Origin of the sequence: Clostridium sp. HBUAS56010 (genome assembly GCF_007115105.1) — a bacterium.
GTDB lineage: Bacteria > Bacillota > Clostridia > Lachnospirales > Lachnospiraceae > Lacrimispora.
The window spans coordinates 167,327-181,262 of sequence record NZ_SULJ01000005.1 but is presented as its reverse complement, the minus strand read 5'-3'; the positions used below and the strand labels follow the sequence as shown (position 1 = coordinate 181,262).

The following is a 13,936-nucleotide window of genomic DNA, read 5'->3' as shown; positions in this document are numbered from 1 at the left end:
TGTGATATGGCATATGAACGCATTGAAAAACCAGAGGGCAGCTTATACCATTACACAAAACGAGCGCAGTTAGACAGCATCCTACAGGATGACAGAATACGCCGGTTTGGTGACCGGGAATGCTGGTTCTGTACTTCGCTGGAATCAGGAGATGCCCCACGACAGTCCTCCTGAGCTGCTGGCGGCGGACAGGAATTCAGCCAGTTAAAGGTCGGTTTCCGTGGTGACTTAAAATTTAAGGAAAATCCAGAGGTGTTAGAGGTCACTCCGCTGTTGGAACAAAATCAGCAGCCCCGGCTTTCCATGTAGCAAACAACAGCAGAAAAACAACAAGGCTGTGGAGTGAAAACTTCACGGTTTTTTTTCTGCACCAAAACCAATAATGAAAGGTGGTAACCCTATGAAAATGAAACGAATCCTGTCTATGCTCTGTATCATGCTGCTGATTATCGGACTGTTTGGTACGACAGCGTATGCGGCAGGCTCTGGCGATGTGGCAGGAGCAATTGAAGGAACGTGGCGAGATGCATCTGGACAAATTAAGACTGTGGTGAATAAGGTCGTATTTCCCGCAATCGACCTGATTCTGGCGGTCTTTTTCTTTGCTAAACTTGCGATGGCGTACTTTGATTACCGCAAGCACGGGCAATTTGAGTGGGGTGCGACACGTTTCTAACTGAAAAGGTTAGGCACTAAATAATGAACGTGTAAATGTTCAGTTTAGGAGAACTGATATTCCGACAGGTGGAATGAGGGGGTAACGCCCTGAAACGCCTGCCTTGATACTCCGACGTGCAAAACGGCGTGTAATAGCTGTGCTGTACGAAGCTCGGTGAAGTCGGCAGAGAGCAACCGTAAGCAGATAAGATATTTTGTCTGCACGAAAGCTGTTCAGAGGTGAATGGTGTTGCCTATATGCCGGGGGTCAATAAATTGCCTATGGTGAGTATGTGAAAAGTGGTTCACAGACGAACACCCGATATAAAAAGTCTAAACGAATGGTGCATAGAAATGTGCATACGCCAACACTGGCGGGTATGTGAGGTAAAGTAAAATACCATTTATGAAATACCTTATGCCGTTACAGGCGGCATCCAGCATACAGGCTTAGAGGGACACCTAAGGGCGATATGAAATGATAGGAATATCGGAACGTGGAAAGGTTGGAACGTGGAGCGGATTACAGCGCTATGAGGCATTTGCAGGGAAAACGGTATCTAAAACCGTATAACCTGCATTTATCCAACTGAAAGTAGAGCCGTGGTACCTATGAAGCGGTGATAATAAGCCGTGGAGGGAAGGGCTCGAGTCGTTAAGGAATAAAACAAGTAAACACACAATCTCAAAGGTTCGAGTATGACTAAGAAAAGCAAAATCCCTCGAAAGTGAGGATAATGCTGACTTTGACAAGAGCAAAACCGACAAAGCGGTCTGCCCTGCGCAATGCGGAATATTATGATTTTCAAAATGTTTTAGACAAGCTGTATGCGGATAGCGAGAAAGGCTGTCAGTTTAAAAATCTGACAGAGCTGATTTGCAGTCCTGAAAATATATTGCTTGCGTTTCGGAACATCAAGAAAAATAGTGGAAGTAAAACCGCAGGAGTAGACAAAAAGACCATTACCCATTTACAGCAATGGGAAAACGAACAGCTCATAGCCTATATTCAGAAAAGACTAAGCAATTACATTCCTCAACCAGTGCGCCGTGTGGAAATCCCAAAAGGCAACGGAAAAACAAGACCGCTTGGCATTCCGACTATTATGGACAGGCTGATACAGCAATGTATTCGGCAGGTCCTTGAACCCATCTGCGAAGCAAAATTCTTCAAGCGAAGCAACGGTTTTCGCCCAAACAGGAGTGCGGAACATGCAATCTCCCAATCCTACAAATGTATTCAAGGGCAAAATCTTCATTTCGTGGTAGACATCGACATCAAAGGATTTTTCGATAATGTCAGTCATGGAAAACTGCTGAAACAGATGTGGTCGATTGGTATTCGGGATAAAAAGCTGCTGTCTATTATTTCTGCAATGCTAAAAGCAGAGGTGGCAGGCATTGGCTTCCCCGAAAAAGGAACGCCGCAGGGTGGGATTATTTCACCCTTGCTGTCAAACATCGTCCTGAATGAATTGGATTGGTGGGTGGCAAGCCAATGGGAAACTCTGCCTACACGAGTAGCGTATAAATGCAGGGTGCTGAAAAATGGCACTCTGGATAAAAGCAATGTCTATGCGGAGCTTAGAAATACTGGGTTAAAGGAATGTTACATCGTAAGGTACGCCGATGATTTTAAAATCTTTTGTCGATACCGCAGTGATGCCCAAAAGATATTCATAGCTGTAAAAGGCTGGCTACACGATAGATTGGGGCTTGAAATTAGCCCCGAAAAATCCAAGATAGTCAATCTGAAACGACAGTATTCCGAATTCTTAGGGTTCAAAATGAAGGCGGTCAAGAAGGGCAAGAAGTCAAACGGTAAAACCAAATATGTTGTGAAATCTCATATTTCTGATAAGGCAAAAGAGAAAATTAAGCAAAAGGCTGTTTCTGCTGTAAATGAGCTGTAGAAAGTAGACGCAAAAGGAAATACCATTTTAAGATACAATGCATTGGTCATGGGCTGGCATAATTACTATCAATATGCAACACATGTCAGCCGTGATTTTAGAGAAATTGCTTTCTTGGTCAAATCGTCTGCAAAAGGCAAGCTCGAACAACAGATGAAGAAGAAAATCGCAAAGCCGATTACCAGTCCAATTTATATTAAATACAGTAAAAGCAGAGAAATGAGGTTTATTGGAGAAACACCGATACTGCCCATTGCTTATGTGCGGCACAAAAATCCCATTGACAAAAAGCGTAGCATTAACAGCTATACTGCCGAAGGACGTGCTGAAATACACAAAAAGCTGGCAACTGTCAATGTGGCTATTCTCCATTACCTCATGCGGAATCCTGTCCGTGACAGGAGCGTGGATTACAACGACAACAGGCTGTCTCTATACTGTTCTCAGCAAGGAAAATGTGCTGTTACAGGCAGATTCTTAGAAATCGCTAGGATACATTGCCATCATAAAACGGCGACCTATCTTGGCGGAGATGACAGTTATAGAAATCTAATCTTGATTGACGTTGATGTTCACATTCTCGTTCACGCCACTCAGGAGAATACGATTGGGAAACACCTCTCATCTCTGCAACTGGACGCAAAGCAACTGGAAAAGGTCAATAAATTGCGAGCTATCCTTTGTCTAAATGAAATATCCAAGTAACGGTTAAAGCTACTTGAAATTGTGTGAATTACTTTAAAACCCTTAACGATGGAACGCCGTATGAGGGGAAACTCTCACGTACGGTGTGGAGTGGGGGAAAATCCTGCGATGACTTCAAGGGATTACCTATCACTATCCGCGCCCGCGATTCTGTTCGCCTGCCTCGTGTTTGCACTGACCTGCCCGCTGTACATCTGGCAGATCCTTGGTATGTAAGCCTATGGAAATAAAATAAAAAGGAGGAAGTTAACTTATGGGATGCTGGGGAATAACGGCGTTCGAGTCTGACACCGGGTTTGATACAGTGGATTTCATCAGAAGTAAACTGCCGGAGAATGGAGTACTGGAGCTTGAAAAAATCATCGAGGAGATGCGTCAGAAAGAATGGTGTGTGCCCGAAGTCACGGATTTAGCATCGCACACCGGACCGATGGCATTGGCTGAAATGATTGTAAAATTCCAGGATGAGGATATCAGCGATATGGACTATGACGGGGGATGGGCGGCAAACCAAAACAAATTCAGCAAGGTCAAATCCTTTACCGTTACCGGGGAGTCCGTTCAATGGCTACGGAATTATCTTGCTGACGCACTCGGCTGTATCAAGGAGGAAGCGGAGCTGGCAGCTAATTCCGATAGAAAATGGGGTGGCTGGTTTAAGGAAGAAGACTGGAACGGCTGGCAGGAGCATATGTCCATGCTGATCAGTCGCATGGATTCAATTCTTATGTCTCAGGAGAATGAACTGATCCCGTCTAAGGAGCAGATGAGCGGTCCGGTTATGGGCGAGATAAGATGATGAACGGTGGATGGCATTCGCTGTAGGCAATGCCAGACGCAACTGGTTCAAATTTTTACACCTGATATAAGGGCAGGACAGCCATTATAAAAGGGAGTTGTCCTGTTCGTTTGATTGGAGGAAAGATATGTTTTCCTCAAGGAACTAAATAAAAATCAGTAAAAAAGGTTTTCGTATTTTATGCGAGAGCTTTTTTTTATTGGAGGTGATGCCCATGTTCATATGGGATTTTGTAGCCGATACCGTGCTGGGTCAGATTCTTGATTGGATTTACGGTCAGATTATCGGCTTTCTTGGAAATTTCTTTTCCGCAATGGGCGGCATGGGAGCGGACCTGTTCGAAATGAGCTGGGTACAGTCCATCGTCCTGTTTTTTGTTTGTTTGGCTTGGGCGTTGTATGGAACCGGGCTGGTGGTGTCCGTTTTTGAATGTGCAATCGAATACCAGTCCGGACGGGGCAGCATCCGGGATGCCGCACTGAATGCCATCAAGGGATTTATGGCAGTGGGGTTATTCTCCACCGTTCCCGTAGAACTGTACAAACTGTCCGTTTCACTGCAGAGTAGTCTGACGGCGGGAATCACTGGCTACGGAAGCGGCTTGGATACCCTTGCAGGTAATATCATCAACGAGCTATCAGCAGCCGGAAATTTAGAAAGCGCTGGTAGCTTGAACGTCTTTGGCGGGCTGGGAGTGATCACCAGTCCGATTATGATGCTGTTTATCCTGATTCTGATGGGCTACGCCGTAATTAAGGTGTTTTTTGCAAATCTCAAACGCGGCGGTATCCTGCTCATTCAAATCGCTGTGGGCAGCTTGTATATGTTTTCCGTTCCCCGTGGTTACATGGACGGTTTCACCAGCTGGTGCAAGCAGATTATTGGGCTGTGTCTGACCGCCTTTTTACAATCTACCATCCTCATAGCTGGGCTGATGGTTGTGAAGGATCAGGCTCTGCTTGGACTGGGGCTTATGCTGGCGGCGGGAGAAATTCCCCGAATCGCTGGAGCTTTCGGATTAGATACCAGCACCAGGGCTAACTTTATGAGTGCTGTCTATGCCGGGCAGACTGCCATGAACATTACGAGGACGATTGTAAAGGCGGTGGCAGCAAAATGAAGATGGTCTATATCTGTTCCCCCTATGCAGGGGAAATTGAACGAAACGTGAGGTTTGCGCAGGATGCCTGCCGCTATGCTATATCGCAGTGTTGTGCGCCGGTGGCTGTGCATCTGTTATACCCCCAACTGCTAAATGATGCTGTACCGGAAGAACGGGAAGCCGGTATTCAAATGGGACTTCGGGTACTGGCGGCCTGCGAGGAACTATGGGTGTGCGGTTCCCGGATCAGCAATGGAATGTGCTGTGAGATTGCGGAGGCCAAACGGCTGGGTATTCCGGTCAGACGGATATCCGCAGAACAAATACAAGGAGGACATACCATGGAGAAATACGGAATATGGGCGTGCAGGAGTGCCGTCTCAGTGTGCGGAGCATCGGAAGCCTGGGTAAAGCAGGACGGAGAACCTTTGACCTTTGATACCTATGAGGAAGCGGCCTCTGAAGCCAGGCGGCTGATAGAAAATACCCGCACGCCTAATGTAGCCTACTATGCAAAAGGAATGGACATCACGCTGGAGGAAGCGCCTTTCTCTGGCATGAAACTGCAGTATTGACCGAACCGCTGACCCTCGGCAGCCTGTTTGACGGGATTGGCGGATTTCCGCTGGCAGGCGTCGGACATGGCTTTAGGCCTGTCTGGGCCAGCGAAATTGAACCGTTCCCTATCGAGGTGACCCGGCTGCGCTTTCCTGAAATGTGCCATGTAGGCGATATTACAAAACTTGATGGTGCACAGCTTACGCCCGTGGATGTGATCTGCGGGGGCTCACCCTGTCAGGATCTGAGCATTGCGGGGAAGCGTGCCGGCTTACAGGGAGAGCGCTCCGGCCTGTTCATGGAGCAGGTTCGTGTAATCAAGGAGATGAGAGCCTATGACAAAGCAAACGGAAGGTCAGCTGACGCTGTTCGACCTCGGTATATGTGCTGGGAAAATGTCCCCGGAGCCTTCAGCTCCTCTGAGTCAGAGGATTTCCGGGCGGTACTTGAGGAAACCTGCAGAATTGCGGACAGTACCGTATCTATACCTCGACCTCCGGGAGGGGTATGGAAATCTGCTGGGGCCATACTGGGAGATCAATTCTCCGTTGCTTGGCGAGTATACGATGCTCAATACTGGCCCCGCACCCCCCAGAGAAGAAAACGTATATACCTTGTCGCAGATTTTGGAGGCCACACCGCATCACAAATATTATTTGAGCAAGACCGCCTGCTTGGGGATTCTGCGCAGAGCGAGGAAACGCGGCAAGGAACTGCCGCCTGTTCTGAAACGAGCGCTGGAGATCCAGGCAGAAGCTCCGGAGCCGTTGGAGGAAGCTCCGGAGAATGCCTGACACCATGGGATGTGCAAAGCCGCCGCATTTATGAAGGCGATGGTGTATGGCCGTCTCTGTATGGCGGCGAAGGCGGAGGACATGGGTATATAACAGAAGAAAAAAGTGAACCTGTAACGATTCCAATCAATACACAGATAGCCACAAGGCATGAGCGTTTAGGAGAAGGAACAGGTCTTGGGATAGGAGCCGCTGATGATCCCGCCTTTACCCTCCAGGCATCGCACTCCCATGCTGTATTTCATTCTGCAACTGAAAGCGGAACCATCGCCTTTGCCTGTAACCAGCGGGATGAGGTACGGAACCTAAATGATGTATCCGGGGCAATCCAAGCTCAACCCGGTATGAAACAGCAGACTTTTGTGGCGCAATTTCCGGAAGAATCCGGTGTTCAGCAGCCAAATTGCCTGACCCCATGGGATACCCAGCAGGAACGGATCTTTACAGAGGACGGCATTGCACCAACACTGGCCGGTGCAGATGGAGGCGGTGGACGGAATCCGGGCGGACTGGTGTTTTCCGCAGGCGTCGTTACCAAAGGAAACGGAGACTGCTTTCTGACCCCGGAGCAGCACACATCCCTCACATCGGGCGGTGGGCAGGCTGGACAGGGATATCTCTGCGTGCTAACAGCTGGCTTCTGTGCAGGAGCAGGCCCTGCTGCGGGAGGAATTGGTTACAGTGAGGAAATTTCTCCGACACTGAAGGCAGCAGAGAGCGGAACCAATATGGTGCCCTCCATCCTTTGCCTGAACGACCAGGGCGGCGGGCAGATGTACTGTTCTGAAAACCAGACTGGTACGCTTCGAGCACAGGAGCATGGACATCAGCCATTGATCCTGGACTCGGAGCCGGAGCTGTTTGAGAATCATGGCATTGACTCGCGCTATACCGGGCCTCACCCGGTAGCTCCGACAATGTCTGCCCGTTATGGAACCGGCGGCAACAATGTGCCCCTGATTTCCCAGCCAGCTGTTCTTGCCGGGGAGCCCGGTGAAGTTTTGGCACATGATTCGACTTACTGTATTGCCGGAAATATCATTGATCGACAGGATCACAATGGGGGCAATGGACTTGGCGTTCAGCCGGACATCAGCTATACCGTGACATCCACAGACCGTCATTGCGTTTTTTCGCAGCAACGGAGCGGTGAATATGCGCCAAATGAGGTAGTCAGCACGCAAAGTGCAAGACAGTATAAGGATGCTACAGACCTTATATGTGAGGCGGATGTGGCCGGACTGGATTGCCGCAATGGAGTGGAAAACGGCGACTTAAGCGGAACCCTGCAATCCAAAACGAATGGAGGCTATTCTCTTAACAATGTGCATCCCATTCGTATCGGTAAGTTGATCCGCAGGCTGACGCCTCTGGAATGTGAAAGACTCCAGGGGTATCCCGATTATTGGACAGATATCCCCGGCGCTTCGGACAGCGCGAGATATAAAGCCCTTGGTAATAGTGTGGCGATTCCCTGTGTGGTGCATGTGCTCCGGGGAATCGCTTATTTTTTACGCAAATTCAAATTGGAACAGGAGGAATCAGAATGTACATCTACCCCGACAACCTAAAATCAAAAGCCACGTTGTGGCTTTGGCAGCTCCGGGATATCGGCATCATTGGCGTGGGACTTTTAATCTCTGTGTTTGCTCTGGCGCAGCTGGGATTTTTGCTGCCCATTGTCATCACAGCCCTCTACGCGTTTTTAACCATACGGTTCGACGATACCAGTATCCTTGACTTTATCCAATATGCCTGCGCATTCTTTTTGACCAAGCAGCAGGTCTACGAATGGGGGTATCTGCCAAGATGAATAAAACAGAAAAGAAAACAGAAAAACAGCGTAAGGTTACCCGCCAGCTCATTGGAACCAGAGAAGTGACAGATTACAGTCTGGATACCTATCGCGGCGATCGGCTTGTGTATTTTATGATTAAACCCACTAATATCTCAGTGTTATCTGAGGAAAGTATCTCAGCGCGGATTTATGCACTGATGACGGTTCTCAAGGGCATGGCGGAGCTGGAATTTCTGTGTCTGAACAGCCGGGAAAGCTACGAAGATAATAAGCGGTTTTTGCGAAGTCGTATGGAACAAGAAGACAACACGGCTGTGCGAAAGCTGTTGGAGCAGGATCTTCTCCATCTTGACCGTATTCAGGTGCAGATGGCTACAGCCAGGGAATTCCTCGTTATCATCCGGCTCAAAAATGAAAAGGATAGCGAGGTGTTCCCTTACTTAAGCCGCATCGAAAAAACCCTGCGGGAGCAGGGCTTTATCGCGAAGCGCGCAGGCAGTGAGGACATCAAGCGGCTTCTGGCCGTCTATTTTGAGCAGAATGTTACAACGGAAAAGTTCGAGGACTTTGACGGTGAACGTTGGGTTATTTTCGGGGAGTAAACGCGCCGGTTTTTGTTGGGTATTGCATCTAGACTTGTGCGAGGTATTCGGTTATTGTCTTGTGTAATACACGGGAGGTGATGAAAATGGAATATGAGGAAATCATGGATATGGTGACAGCGGAGTTAACTCAGCGTGCGCTCAGCGTGCAGCGTGAGGAGGATGAGGCACTGGACCAAAAGATACTGCGGCGCATTGATGTGCGGGGAAGAATTGAACAGTGCATTTCTACTCTTAGTGAGCCGGAACAGCAACTTTTTCAGGAGTATTTTGAAATAACGTTGGATATCTCAGGGATGCAGGAAGGGTATCTTTATATGCAGGGAGCGAAAGATTGTGTGCGTTTTTTAAAAGACCTTGGGGTTCTATGACTCCAATTTTGCTGGTGAAAGAAATACAAAATAGGAAGCCATGGATTGCACATAGCTTCCTATTTTGCTCATGTTGAGAATACCACAAACATATTAAAATTGTGTAACTTAATTTTAAGCAGATAAGTTTTGTAACAACGGATTACAAATCCTGAATTCTCTTTATAAGCAATAATATATTATTTTCAATCTGCTTTATAACCGTAATAAACTCGTCATCACCTTTGCCTGTCGGATCATCAAGTCCCCAATCCTCACGGTGCTTGCAGGGTAAAAAAGGACACTGCACATTACAGCCCATAGTGATAACAATATCAACCGGAGGAATTTCCGAAAGCAGCTTGGAATGCTGTGTTTCCTCCATGTCAATGCCATAGAGCAGCTTCATTAACCGAACGGCATCCTGATTGATCTGTGGCTTTGTTTCTGTTCCGGCAGAATAGCTTTCAAACACATCAGCGGCAAAGTGCTTGCCGAGAGCTTCCGCAATTTGGCTGCGGCAAGAGTTGTGGACACAGATAAATGCTGCTTTGGGTTTGTTTACTTCCTTATTCATAAAAGCCTCCTTCTATAGCTCCCGTAGCTTATCGCCCTTCATATCATCTGCACTCCAAGCGATTAAAGCATAGCTGCCATTTGTGTGTTCCGCTATTTTATTTATCCATGGAGTTTCATTGCTGGCTTTTGCGGCCAACAGGGCGTTTGTTGTTTTTGTATGATAAAGAGAGGCATTCACAAGCCACCACTTTGCTGCAATATCAGCACGTTTCAAATCTTCTTCCAGCCGCAAGGCTTCATAAACCGGGGTAGCTTCAGGCAAGGCTACAATAACGACTGCTGTTTCAGCACTTCGCAAACGTGGCAGCAGCTTTCTTACGGAATCAGGGATATTGCCTTGTGTCCGCTGAACCTCTTTATGATAGCTCAATGTAGAATCCAATAGCAGAAGTGTATGCCCTGTAGGTGCGGTATCAATGACAACAATTTCATTTTCGGCACGCTCCACAACTTCCGCAAAAGCTCTGAATACGGCAATTTCTTGTGTACAAGGAGAGCGCAGGTCTTCTTCGATATAGGCAATATCTTCTTCCGACATGGTTTCCCGTGCCTTTGTTAAAACTTCCTCCTGATAGCGTGCCAGTTCCTTATGCTCGTCAATATGGCTCATGGTAATGCCGCTGTTTTCATCGAGAACAAATTTTAAGTGTGCTGCTGGGTCAGTAGTGGTTAAATGCACCTTTTTACCCTTTTCAGAAAGCCCTAAGGCAATAGCGGCGGCAAGTGTGGTTTTGCCAACACCTCCCTTGCCCATTGTGAAAACGACTTTTTTACCGCTATGATATAAGTCATCAATTACATCCTTTAGCTGAGGAATGCTCTTTGCTTTGATGGTCTCATCGCTGATGACATAGCTATCCTTTGTGAGCAGTGACCTGACATTCTCCATACCAGTAATGTTGTATGCCCGCAAGGGAACCATGTAGGTTTGGATTTCCTCTAACGATTTTGGTATATTCACAAGGGCTTTTTGCTGTTTATCGTAAAGGCTCTCCGAGATGGCATCATCATAATCTGCCAATACGCCATTGATTACCATAGACTGATTGCGTACACCAAGCTCCGCTAATTCGTAAGAAGCCCGCTGTATTTCTTTGAGGGGAGCTGTTTCGGGTCGGGTTACAAGAATCAAGGTTGTTTGTGCGCCGTCTGTCAGTGTTTCAACCGCAGCTTTATACATTTCCTTTTTACTTTCAAGCCCAGATAACTGTCCCAAACAAGAGGCACCATGTGTGCTTTCACTGATGAAATTGCTCCACGCAGAGGGAAGCTGCAACATTCTAAGGGTATGCCCGGTCGGCGCGGTATCGAAAAGAATGTGGTCGTATTTTTCTTCCATCTCTTTATTGGTAATGAAGTTGGAAAACTCATTGAAAGCGGCAACCTCTACTGTGCAGGAACCAGAAAGCTGTTCTTCCATATTAGCGAGGACTGATTCCGGAAGTTTACCACGATAAGGCGAAAGCACGCTTTCCCTGTATTCTGCCGCTGCCTGCATAGGGTCAAGGTTTGCTACATCCAGATTGGGTACTTCTGCAATGGGCGTGGCTTTCCCTGAAAGCGGGGTGTCAAACACATCCTGCAAGTTGGAAGCCGGGTCTGTGCTGACAAGAAGAACTCTTTTGCCGCTGTCCGCAAGATTTACCGCCGTTGCACACGCTACAGATGTTTTCCCGACACCACCTTTACCTGTGTAAAATAAATATTTTGTTAATGTAATTTTGTTTGGGTCAAAGATTTGCATTGAGGAACCACCTTTCCTATTTAGCAGCAGTTCCCGTCAGAACAGCAGCAACCGCTTTGCTTTGCGGATTTAGCTTCGGTCAAATAGCCTGCGGGAACCTCCAGCAAAGATGCAAGTTCCTCATTGGTTGGATAGCGGCCTGTCATCACGATTTTTTCGTCGACCATAACAGCAGGCAGCTCCTCAACACCTTTTTCGTTGATAAAGCCGTTGATTGTTTTGTTATTGACAAAAGCCATTGGCGCACTGCTAAGATTAAAGCGGTCAACCGCCACTCCGTTCTTTTTCAGTGCATTCAAAACAGTGGAAATGCGGAGCAGCTCCGGGTCAACACTTACACCGCAAAGGCCGGTGTCACAGCACATGGCGGGTTCAAATATTTGCATTTTTTTCATGATAAGTCTCTCCTTCTATATGATTATATTAAATTGCTTCTTCGTTCCATAAAAACGGTATTACGCCACTGTCCAAAACGGTCTTGCCCAATTCGTTCACGGAATCCGACTTGACGGAATCCGCATTTTTCATGCAAACGAATGCTTGCTTTGTTGTCAGCCATAATTCCCGATTGCAGTGTCCAGATACCATTTTTTTCAGATTGCTTTGACAGATAGTTCAGTAGTTGGTTCCCCGCACCTTTTCCTCTATGGGTATCATGGATGTAAATACTGACTTCCGCCACGCCATGATAAACTCAGCGGCTTGACACAGGAGTTAATGCTGCCCAACCGGCAATGACATCACCATCGGTTAATACAAAGCGGCATTGCTTGATATGCGACTGGTCAAATTCTTCATAAGTGGGGCATTCCGTTTGAAATGTTGCAAGGTTGGTATCCATACCTTGCTGGTAGATTTCGCTGACTGATTTCCAGTCGCCTTTTTGCATTTCTCTAATTTTGTAATTCATTTTGAGGAAACCAGCCTTTCGTTTTATTGACAAATCGTACAAGAAAGAGCATAACCGGCACTTCTGTCAGAACGCCAACGGTACAGACCAGCACCACCGGTGAAGTTGGCCCGAAAAGTGCAATCGCTACAGCCACCGACAGTTCAAAAAAGTCCGATGCACCAATGAGTGCGGCAGGAGCTGCAACGTTATGGGGCTGCTTTGTTATCTTGCACATCCAGTAAGCAAAGGCGGCAGTGAGGACATTTTGCAGAATCAACGGAATAGCTATCAAAAGGACATGTAAGGGGTTTTCCAGTATGGCATCTCCTTGGAATGAGAAGATGATAACCAATGTCAGGAGAAGTCCAACAGTTGTAACATTATCAAATTTAGGAATAAACCTTTGTGTAAAATATTCTTCGCCTTTGTTCTTTACAATGAAATATCGGGTAAGAAAGCCACCCACGAGAGGGACGACAACAAATAAAACAATGGAAAGAATCAGCGTATCCCACGGCACAAAGATATTTGTTACACCCAGCAGAAAGGATACGATGGGAACAAACGCAACGAGGATAATCAGGTCGTTGACGGCTACCTGCACTAAGGTATGGGCAGGGTCGCCTTTGGTCAAATTGCTCCAAACAAACACCATTGCGGTACAGGGGGCTGCACCCAGCAAAACGGCTCCAGCGACATAGCTTTGTGCCAGCTCGGTCGGTATGAACGTCTTAAAAACAACGTAGAAAAAGAAGGAGGCAAGACCAAACATGAGAAATGGTTTAATCAGCCAGCTTGTTCCGCTGGATATAAGAAGCCCCTGCGGATTGTTGCGTACATTTTTGATAGACTGAAAATCCACTTTCATCATCATGGGGTAAATCATCACCCAAATGAGTACAGCAATCGGAATGGATATTTGTGCGTACTCAAATCGGCTTAAGAATTCAGGGATACCTGGCAGGAACTTGCCGATTAAAATTCCCGCAGCCATACAGATCAGCACCCAAATGGTCAGGTATTTTTCAAAAAAACCGATACCAGTGTTTTTCTCCTTACTCATTGTCATCACATCCTTTGCAGCAGCCTGTATCTTCTTTGCAGATGCAGTTTTCCTTATCAGAGGTGATGGAGCAGAAAAATTGTTTTGTTTTGCCGATGGTTTCCTCGTCCAAAGAGTAATACGTCCATTTGCCCTCGTTTCGGCCTTTGACAAGACCACATTCACATAGAAGTTTCATGTGGTGGGACAGCGTAGATTGGGACATTTCAAATTTCTCTAAAATCATGCAGGCACAAAGCTCTCCGCAAGAGAGCATATCAACAATCATAGCCCTTTTGGGGTCGCCCAGCGCCTTAAACACTTTTGTATTTTCCAAATAGTTTTCCATATTGGTACCTCACATTTATATTCTTCGATATGACTATTATATGCACCAAATC

Annotated in this window: 15 protein-coding genes and 3 pseudogenes; 11 read left to right on the top strand and 7 right to left on the bottom strand. The window is 46.9% G+C overall.

Annotation, left to right across the window (positions count from 1 at the left end; genetic code table 11):
* Positions 1-6 precede the first annotated feature (6 nt).
* The 11 genes and pseudogenes from FAY33_RS19915 to FAY33_RS10325 all read left to right on the top strand — a co-directional run bounded on the left by FAY33_RS19915 (position 7) and on the right by FAY33_RS10325 (position 9,299).
* Entirely contained in the window at positions 7-174 is a 168-nt protein-coding gene (locus FAY33_RS19915; RefSeq protein WP_243126682.1) for a hypothetical protein, read from the top strand.
* A 226-nt stretch (positions 175-400) separates the two neighbouring features.
* A pseudogene (locus FAY33_RS10370) lies at positions 401-658 on the top strand (DUF3852 domain-containing protein); the annotation flags it as partial.
* 736 nt (positions 659-1,394) lie between these two features.
* Positions 1,395-3,275, top strand: a pseudogene (gene ltrA, locus FAY33_RS10365) (group II intron reverse transcriptase/maturase).
* A 135-nt stretch (positions 3,276-3,410) separates the two neighbouring features.
* A pseudogene (locus tag FAY33_RS19430) lies at positions 3,411-3,491 on the top strand (DUF3852 family protein); the annotation flags it as partial.
* Between the two features lie 37 nt (positions 3,492-3,528).
* Complete coding sequence (locus FAY33_RS10355) at positions 3,529-4,074, top strand: DUF4259 domain-containing protein (protein ID WP_143321153.1); 546 nt, start codon at positions 3,529-3,531, stop codon at positions 4,072-4,074.
* A 214-nt stretch (positions 4,075-4,288) separates the two neighbouring features.
* Positions 4,289-5,194, top strand: coding sequence for a conjugal transfer protein TrbL family protein (locus FAY33_RS10350; protein ID WP_143321152.1), 906 nt, complete (start codon positions 4,289-4,291; stop codon positions 5,192-5,194).
* Complete coding sequence (locus FAY33_RS10345; RefSeq protein WP_143321151.1) at positions 5,191-5,751, top strand: DUF4406 domain-containing protein; 561 nt, start codon at positions 5,191-5,193, stop codon at positions 5,749-5,751. Before FAY33_RS10350 ends, FAY33_RS10345 begins: the two co-directional genes overlap by 4 nt.
* A complete protein-coding gene (locus tag FAY33_RS10340; protein WP_143321150.1) occupies positions 5,748-8,099 on the top strand; it encodes a DNA cytosine methyltransferase in 2,352 nt (783 codons plus the stop codon). Before FAY33_RS10345 ends, FAY33_RS10340 begins: the two co-directional genes overlap by 4 nt.
* Positions 8,075-8,341: a hypothetical protein gene (locus FAY33_RS10335; protein ID WP_143321149.1), complete on the top strand. Its 267-nt coding sequence runs from the start codon at positions 8,075-8,077 to the stop codon at positions 8,339-8,341. Before FAY33_RS10340 ends, FAY33_RS10335 begins: the two co-directional genes overlap by 25 nt.
* Positions 8,338-8,928: a hypothetical protein gene (locus FAY33_RS10330; RefSeq protein WP_143321216.1), complete on the top strand. Its 591-nt coding sequence runs from the start codon at positions 8,338-8,340 to the stop codon at positions 8,926-8,928. The genes FAY33_RS10335 and FAY33_RS10330 overlap by 4 nt, the downstream gene beginning before the upstream one ends.
* 86 nt (positions 8,929-9,014) lie before the next feature.
* The gene (locus FAY33_RS10325) at positions 9,015-9,299 is read left to right on the top strand and encodes a hypothetical protein (RefSeq protein ID WP_143321148.1); all 285 of its coding nucleotides are present in this window, start codon (positions 9,015-9,017) and stop codon (positions 9,297-9,299) included.
* Between the two features lie 142 nt (positions 9,300-9,441).
* On the opposite strand, the gene FAY33_RS10320 is transcribed toward FAY33_RS10325, so the two are convergent.
* The 7 genes from FAY33_RS10320 to FAY33_RS10295 are packed head-to-tail and all read right to left on the bottom strand — an operon-like array spanning position 9,442 to position 13,884.
* Positions 9,442-9,855 carry an arsenate reductase ArsC gene (locus FAY33_RS10320; protein WP_143321147.1) on the bottom strand — a complete coding sequence of 138 codons (414 nt, stop codon included), beginning with the start codon at positions 9,853-9,855 and terminating at the stop codon, positions 9,442-9,444.
* A gap of 12 nt (positions 9,856-9,867) precedes the next feature.
* The gene (gene arsA, locus FAY33_RS10315; protein WP_143321146.1) at positions 9,868-11,601 is read right to left on the bottom strand and encodes an arsenical pump-driving ATPase; all 1,734 of its coding nucleotides are present in this window, start codon (positions 11,599-11,601) and stop codon (positions 9,868-9,870) included.
* A 20-nt stretch (positions 11,602-11,621) separates the two neighbouring features.
* Positions 11,622-11,996: an arsenite efflux transporter metallochaperone ArsD gene (arsD, locus tag FAY33_RS10310; RefSeq protein WP_143321145.1), complete on the bottom strand. Its 375-nt coding sequence runs from the start codon at positions 11,994-11,996 to the stop codon at positions 11,622-11,624.
* A 23-nt stretch (positions 11,997-12,019) separates the two neighbouring features.
* Positions 12,020-12,283 carry an N-acetyltransferase family protein gene (locus tag FAY33_RS20145; protein WP_347562679.1) on the bottom strand — a complete coding sequence of 88 codons (264 nt, stop codon included), beginning with the start codon at positions 12,281-12,283 and terminating at the stop codon, positions 12,020-12,022.
* A 12-nt stretch (positions 12,284-12,295) separates the two neighbouring features.
* On the bottom strand, positions 12,296-12,511 hold the full coding sequence (locus tag FAY33_RS20140) for a hypothetical protein (RefSeq protein ID WP_347562678.1): 216 nt from the start codon (positions 12,509-12,511) through the stop codon (positions 12,296-12,298).
* Positions 12,495-13,556 (bottom strand): ACR3 family arsenite efflux transporter, encoded by a 1,062-nt coding sequence (gene arsB, locus FAY33_RS10300; RefSeq protein WP_143321144.1) that lies wholly within the window; start codon positions 13,554-13,556, stop codon positions 12,495-12,497. The genes FAY33_RS20140 and arsB overlap by 17 nt, the downstream gene beginning before the upstream one ends.
* Complete coding sequence (locus FAY33_RS10295) at positions 13,549-13,884, bottom strand: metalloregulator ArsR/SmtB family transcription factor (RefSeq protein WP_024345932.1); 336 nt, start codon at positions 13,882-13,884, stop codon at positions 13,549-13,551. Before FAY33_RS10295 ends, arsB begins: the two co-directional genes overlap by 8 nt.
* Positions 13,885-13,936: the final 52 nt, after the last annotated feature.

What these genes read in the sequence shown, in the direction of transcription:
- FAY33_RS10345 (WP_143321151.1), top strand. Translation starts at nt 5,191, where the DNA reads ATGAAGATGGTCTATATCTGTTCCCCCTATGCAGGGGAAATTGAACGA.
- FAY33_RS20140 (WP_347562678.1), bottom strand. Translation starts at nt 12,511, where the DNA reads ATGAATTACAAAATTAGAGAAATGCAAAAAGGCGACTGGAAATCAGTC.
- FAY33_RS10335 (WP_143321149.1), top strand. Translation starts at nt 8,075, where the DNA reads ATGTACATCTACCCCGACAACCTAAAATCAAAAGCCACGTTGTGGCTT.
- FAY33_RS10325 (WP_143321148.1), top strand. Translation starts at nt 9,015, where the DNA reads ATGGAATATGAGGAAATCATGGATATGGTGACAGCGGAGTTAACTCAG.
- FAY33_RS10330 (WP_143321216.1), top strand. Translation starts at nt 8,338, where the DNA reads ATGAATAAAACAGAAAAGAAAACAGAAAAACAGCGTAAGGTTACCCGC.
- arsD (WP_143321145.1), bottom strand. Translation starts at nt 11,996, where the DNA reads ATGAAAAAAATGCAAATATTTGAACCCGCCATGTGCTGTGACACCGGC.
- arsB (WP_143321144.1), bottom strand. Translation starts at nt 13,556, where the DNA reads ATGAGTAAGGAGAAAAACACTGGTATCGGTTTTTTTGAAAAATACCTG.
- FAY33_RS10355 (WP_143321153.1), top strand. Translation starts at nt 3,529, where the DNA reads ATGGGATGCTGGGGAATAACGGCGTTCGAGTCTGACACCGGGTTTGAT.
- FAY33_RS10295 (WP_024345932.1), bottom strand. Translation starts at nt 13,884, where the DNA reads ATGGAAAACTATTTGGAAAATACAAAAGTGTTTAAGGCGCTGGGCGAC.
- arsA (WP_143321146.1), bottom strand. Translation starts at nt 11,601, where the DNA reads ATGCAAATCTTTGACCCAAACAAAATTACATTAACAAAATATTTATTT.
- FAY33_RS10320 (WP_143321147.1), bottom strand. Translation starts at nt 9,855, where the DNA reads ATGAATAAGGAAGTAAACAAACCCAAAGCAGCATTTATCTGTGTCCAC.
- FAY33_RS10350 (WP_143321152.1), top strand. Translation starts at nt 4,289, where the DNA reads ATGTTCATATGGGATTTTGTAGCCGATACCGTGCTGGGTCAGATTCTT.
- FAY33_RS19915 (WP_243126682.1), top strand. Translation starts at nt 7, where the DNA reads ATGGCATATGAACGCATTGAAAAACCAGAGGGCAGCTTATACCATTAC.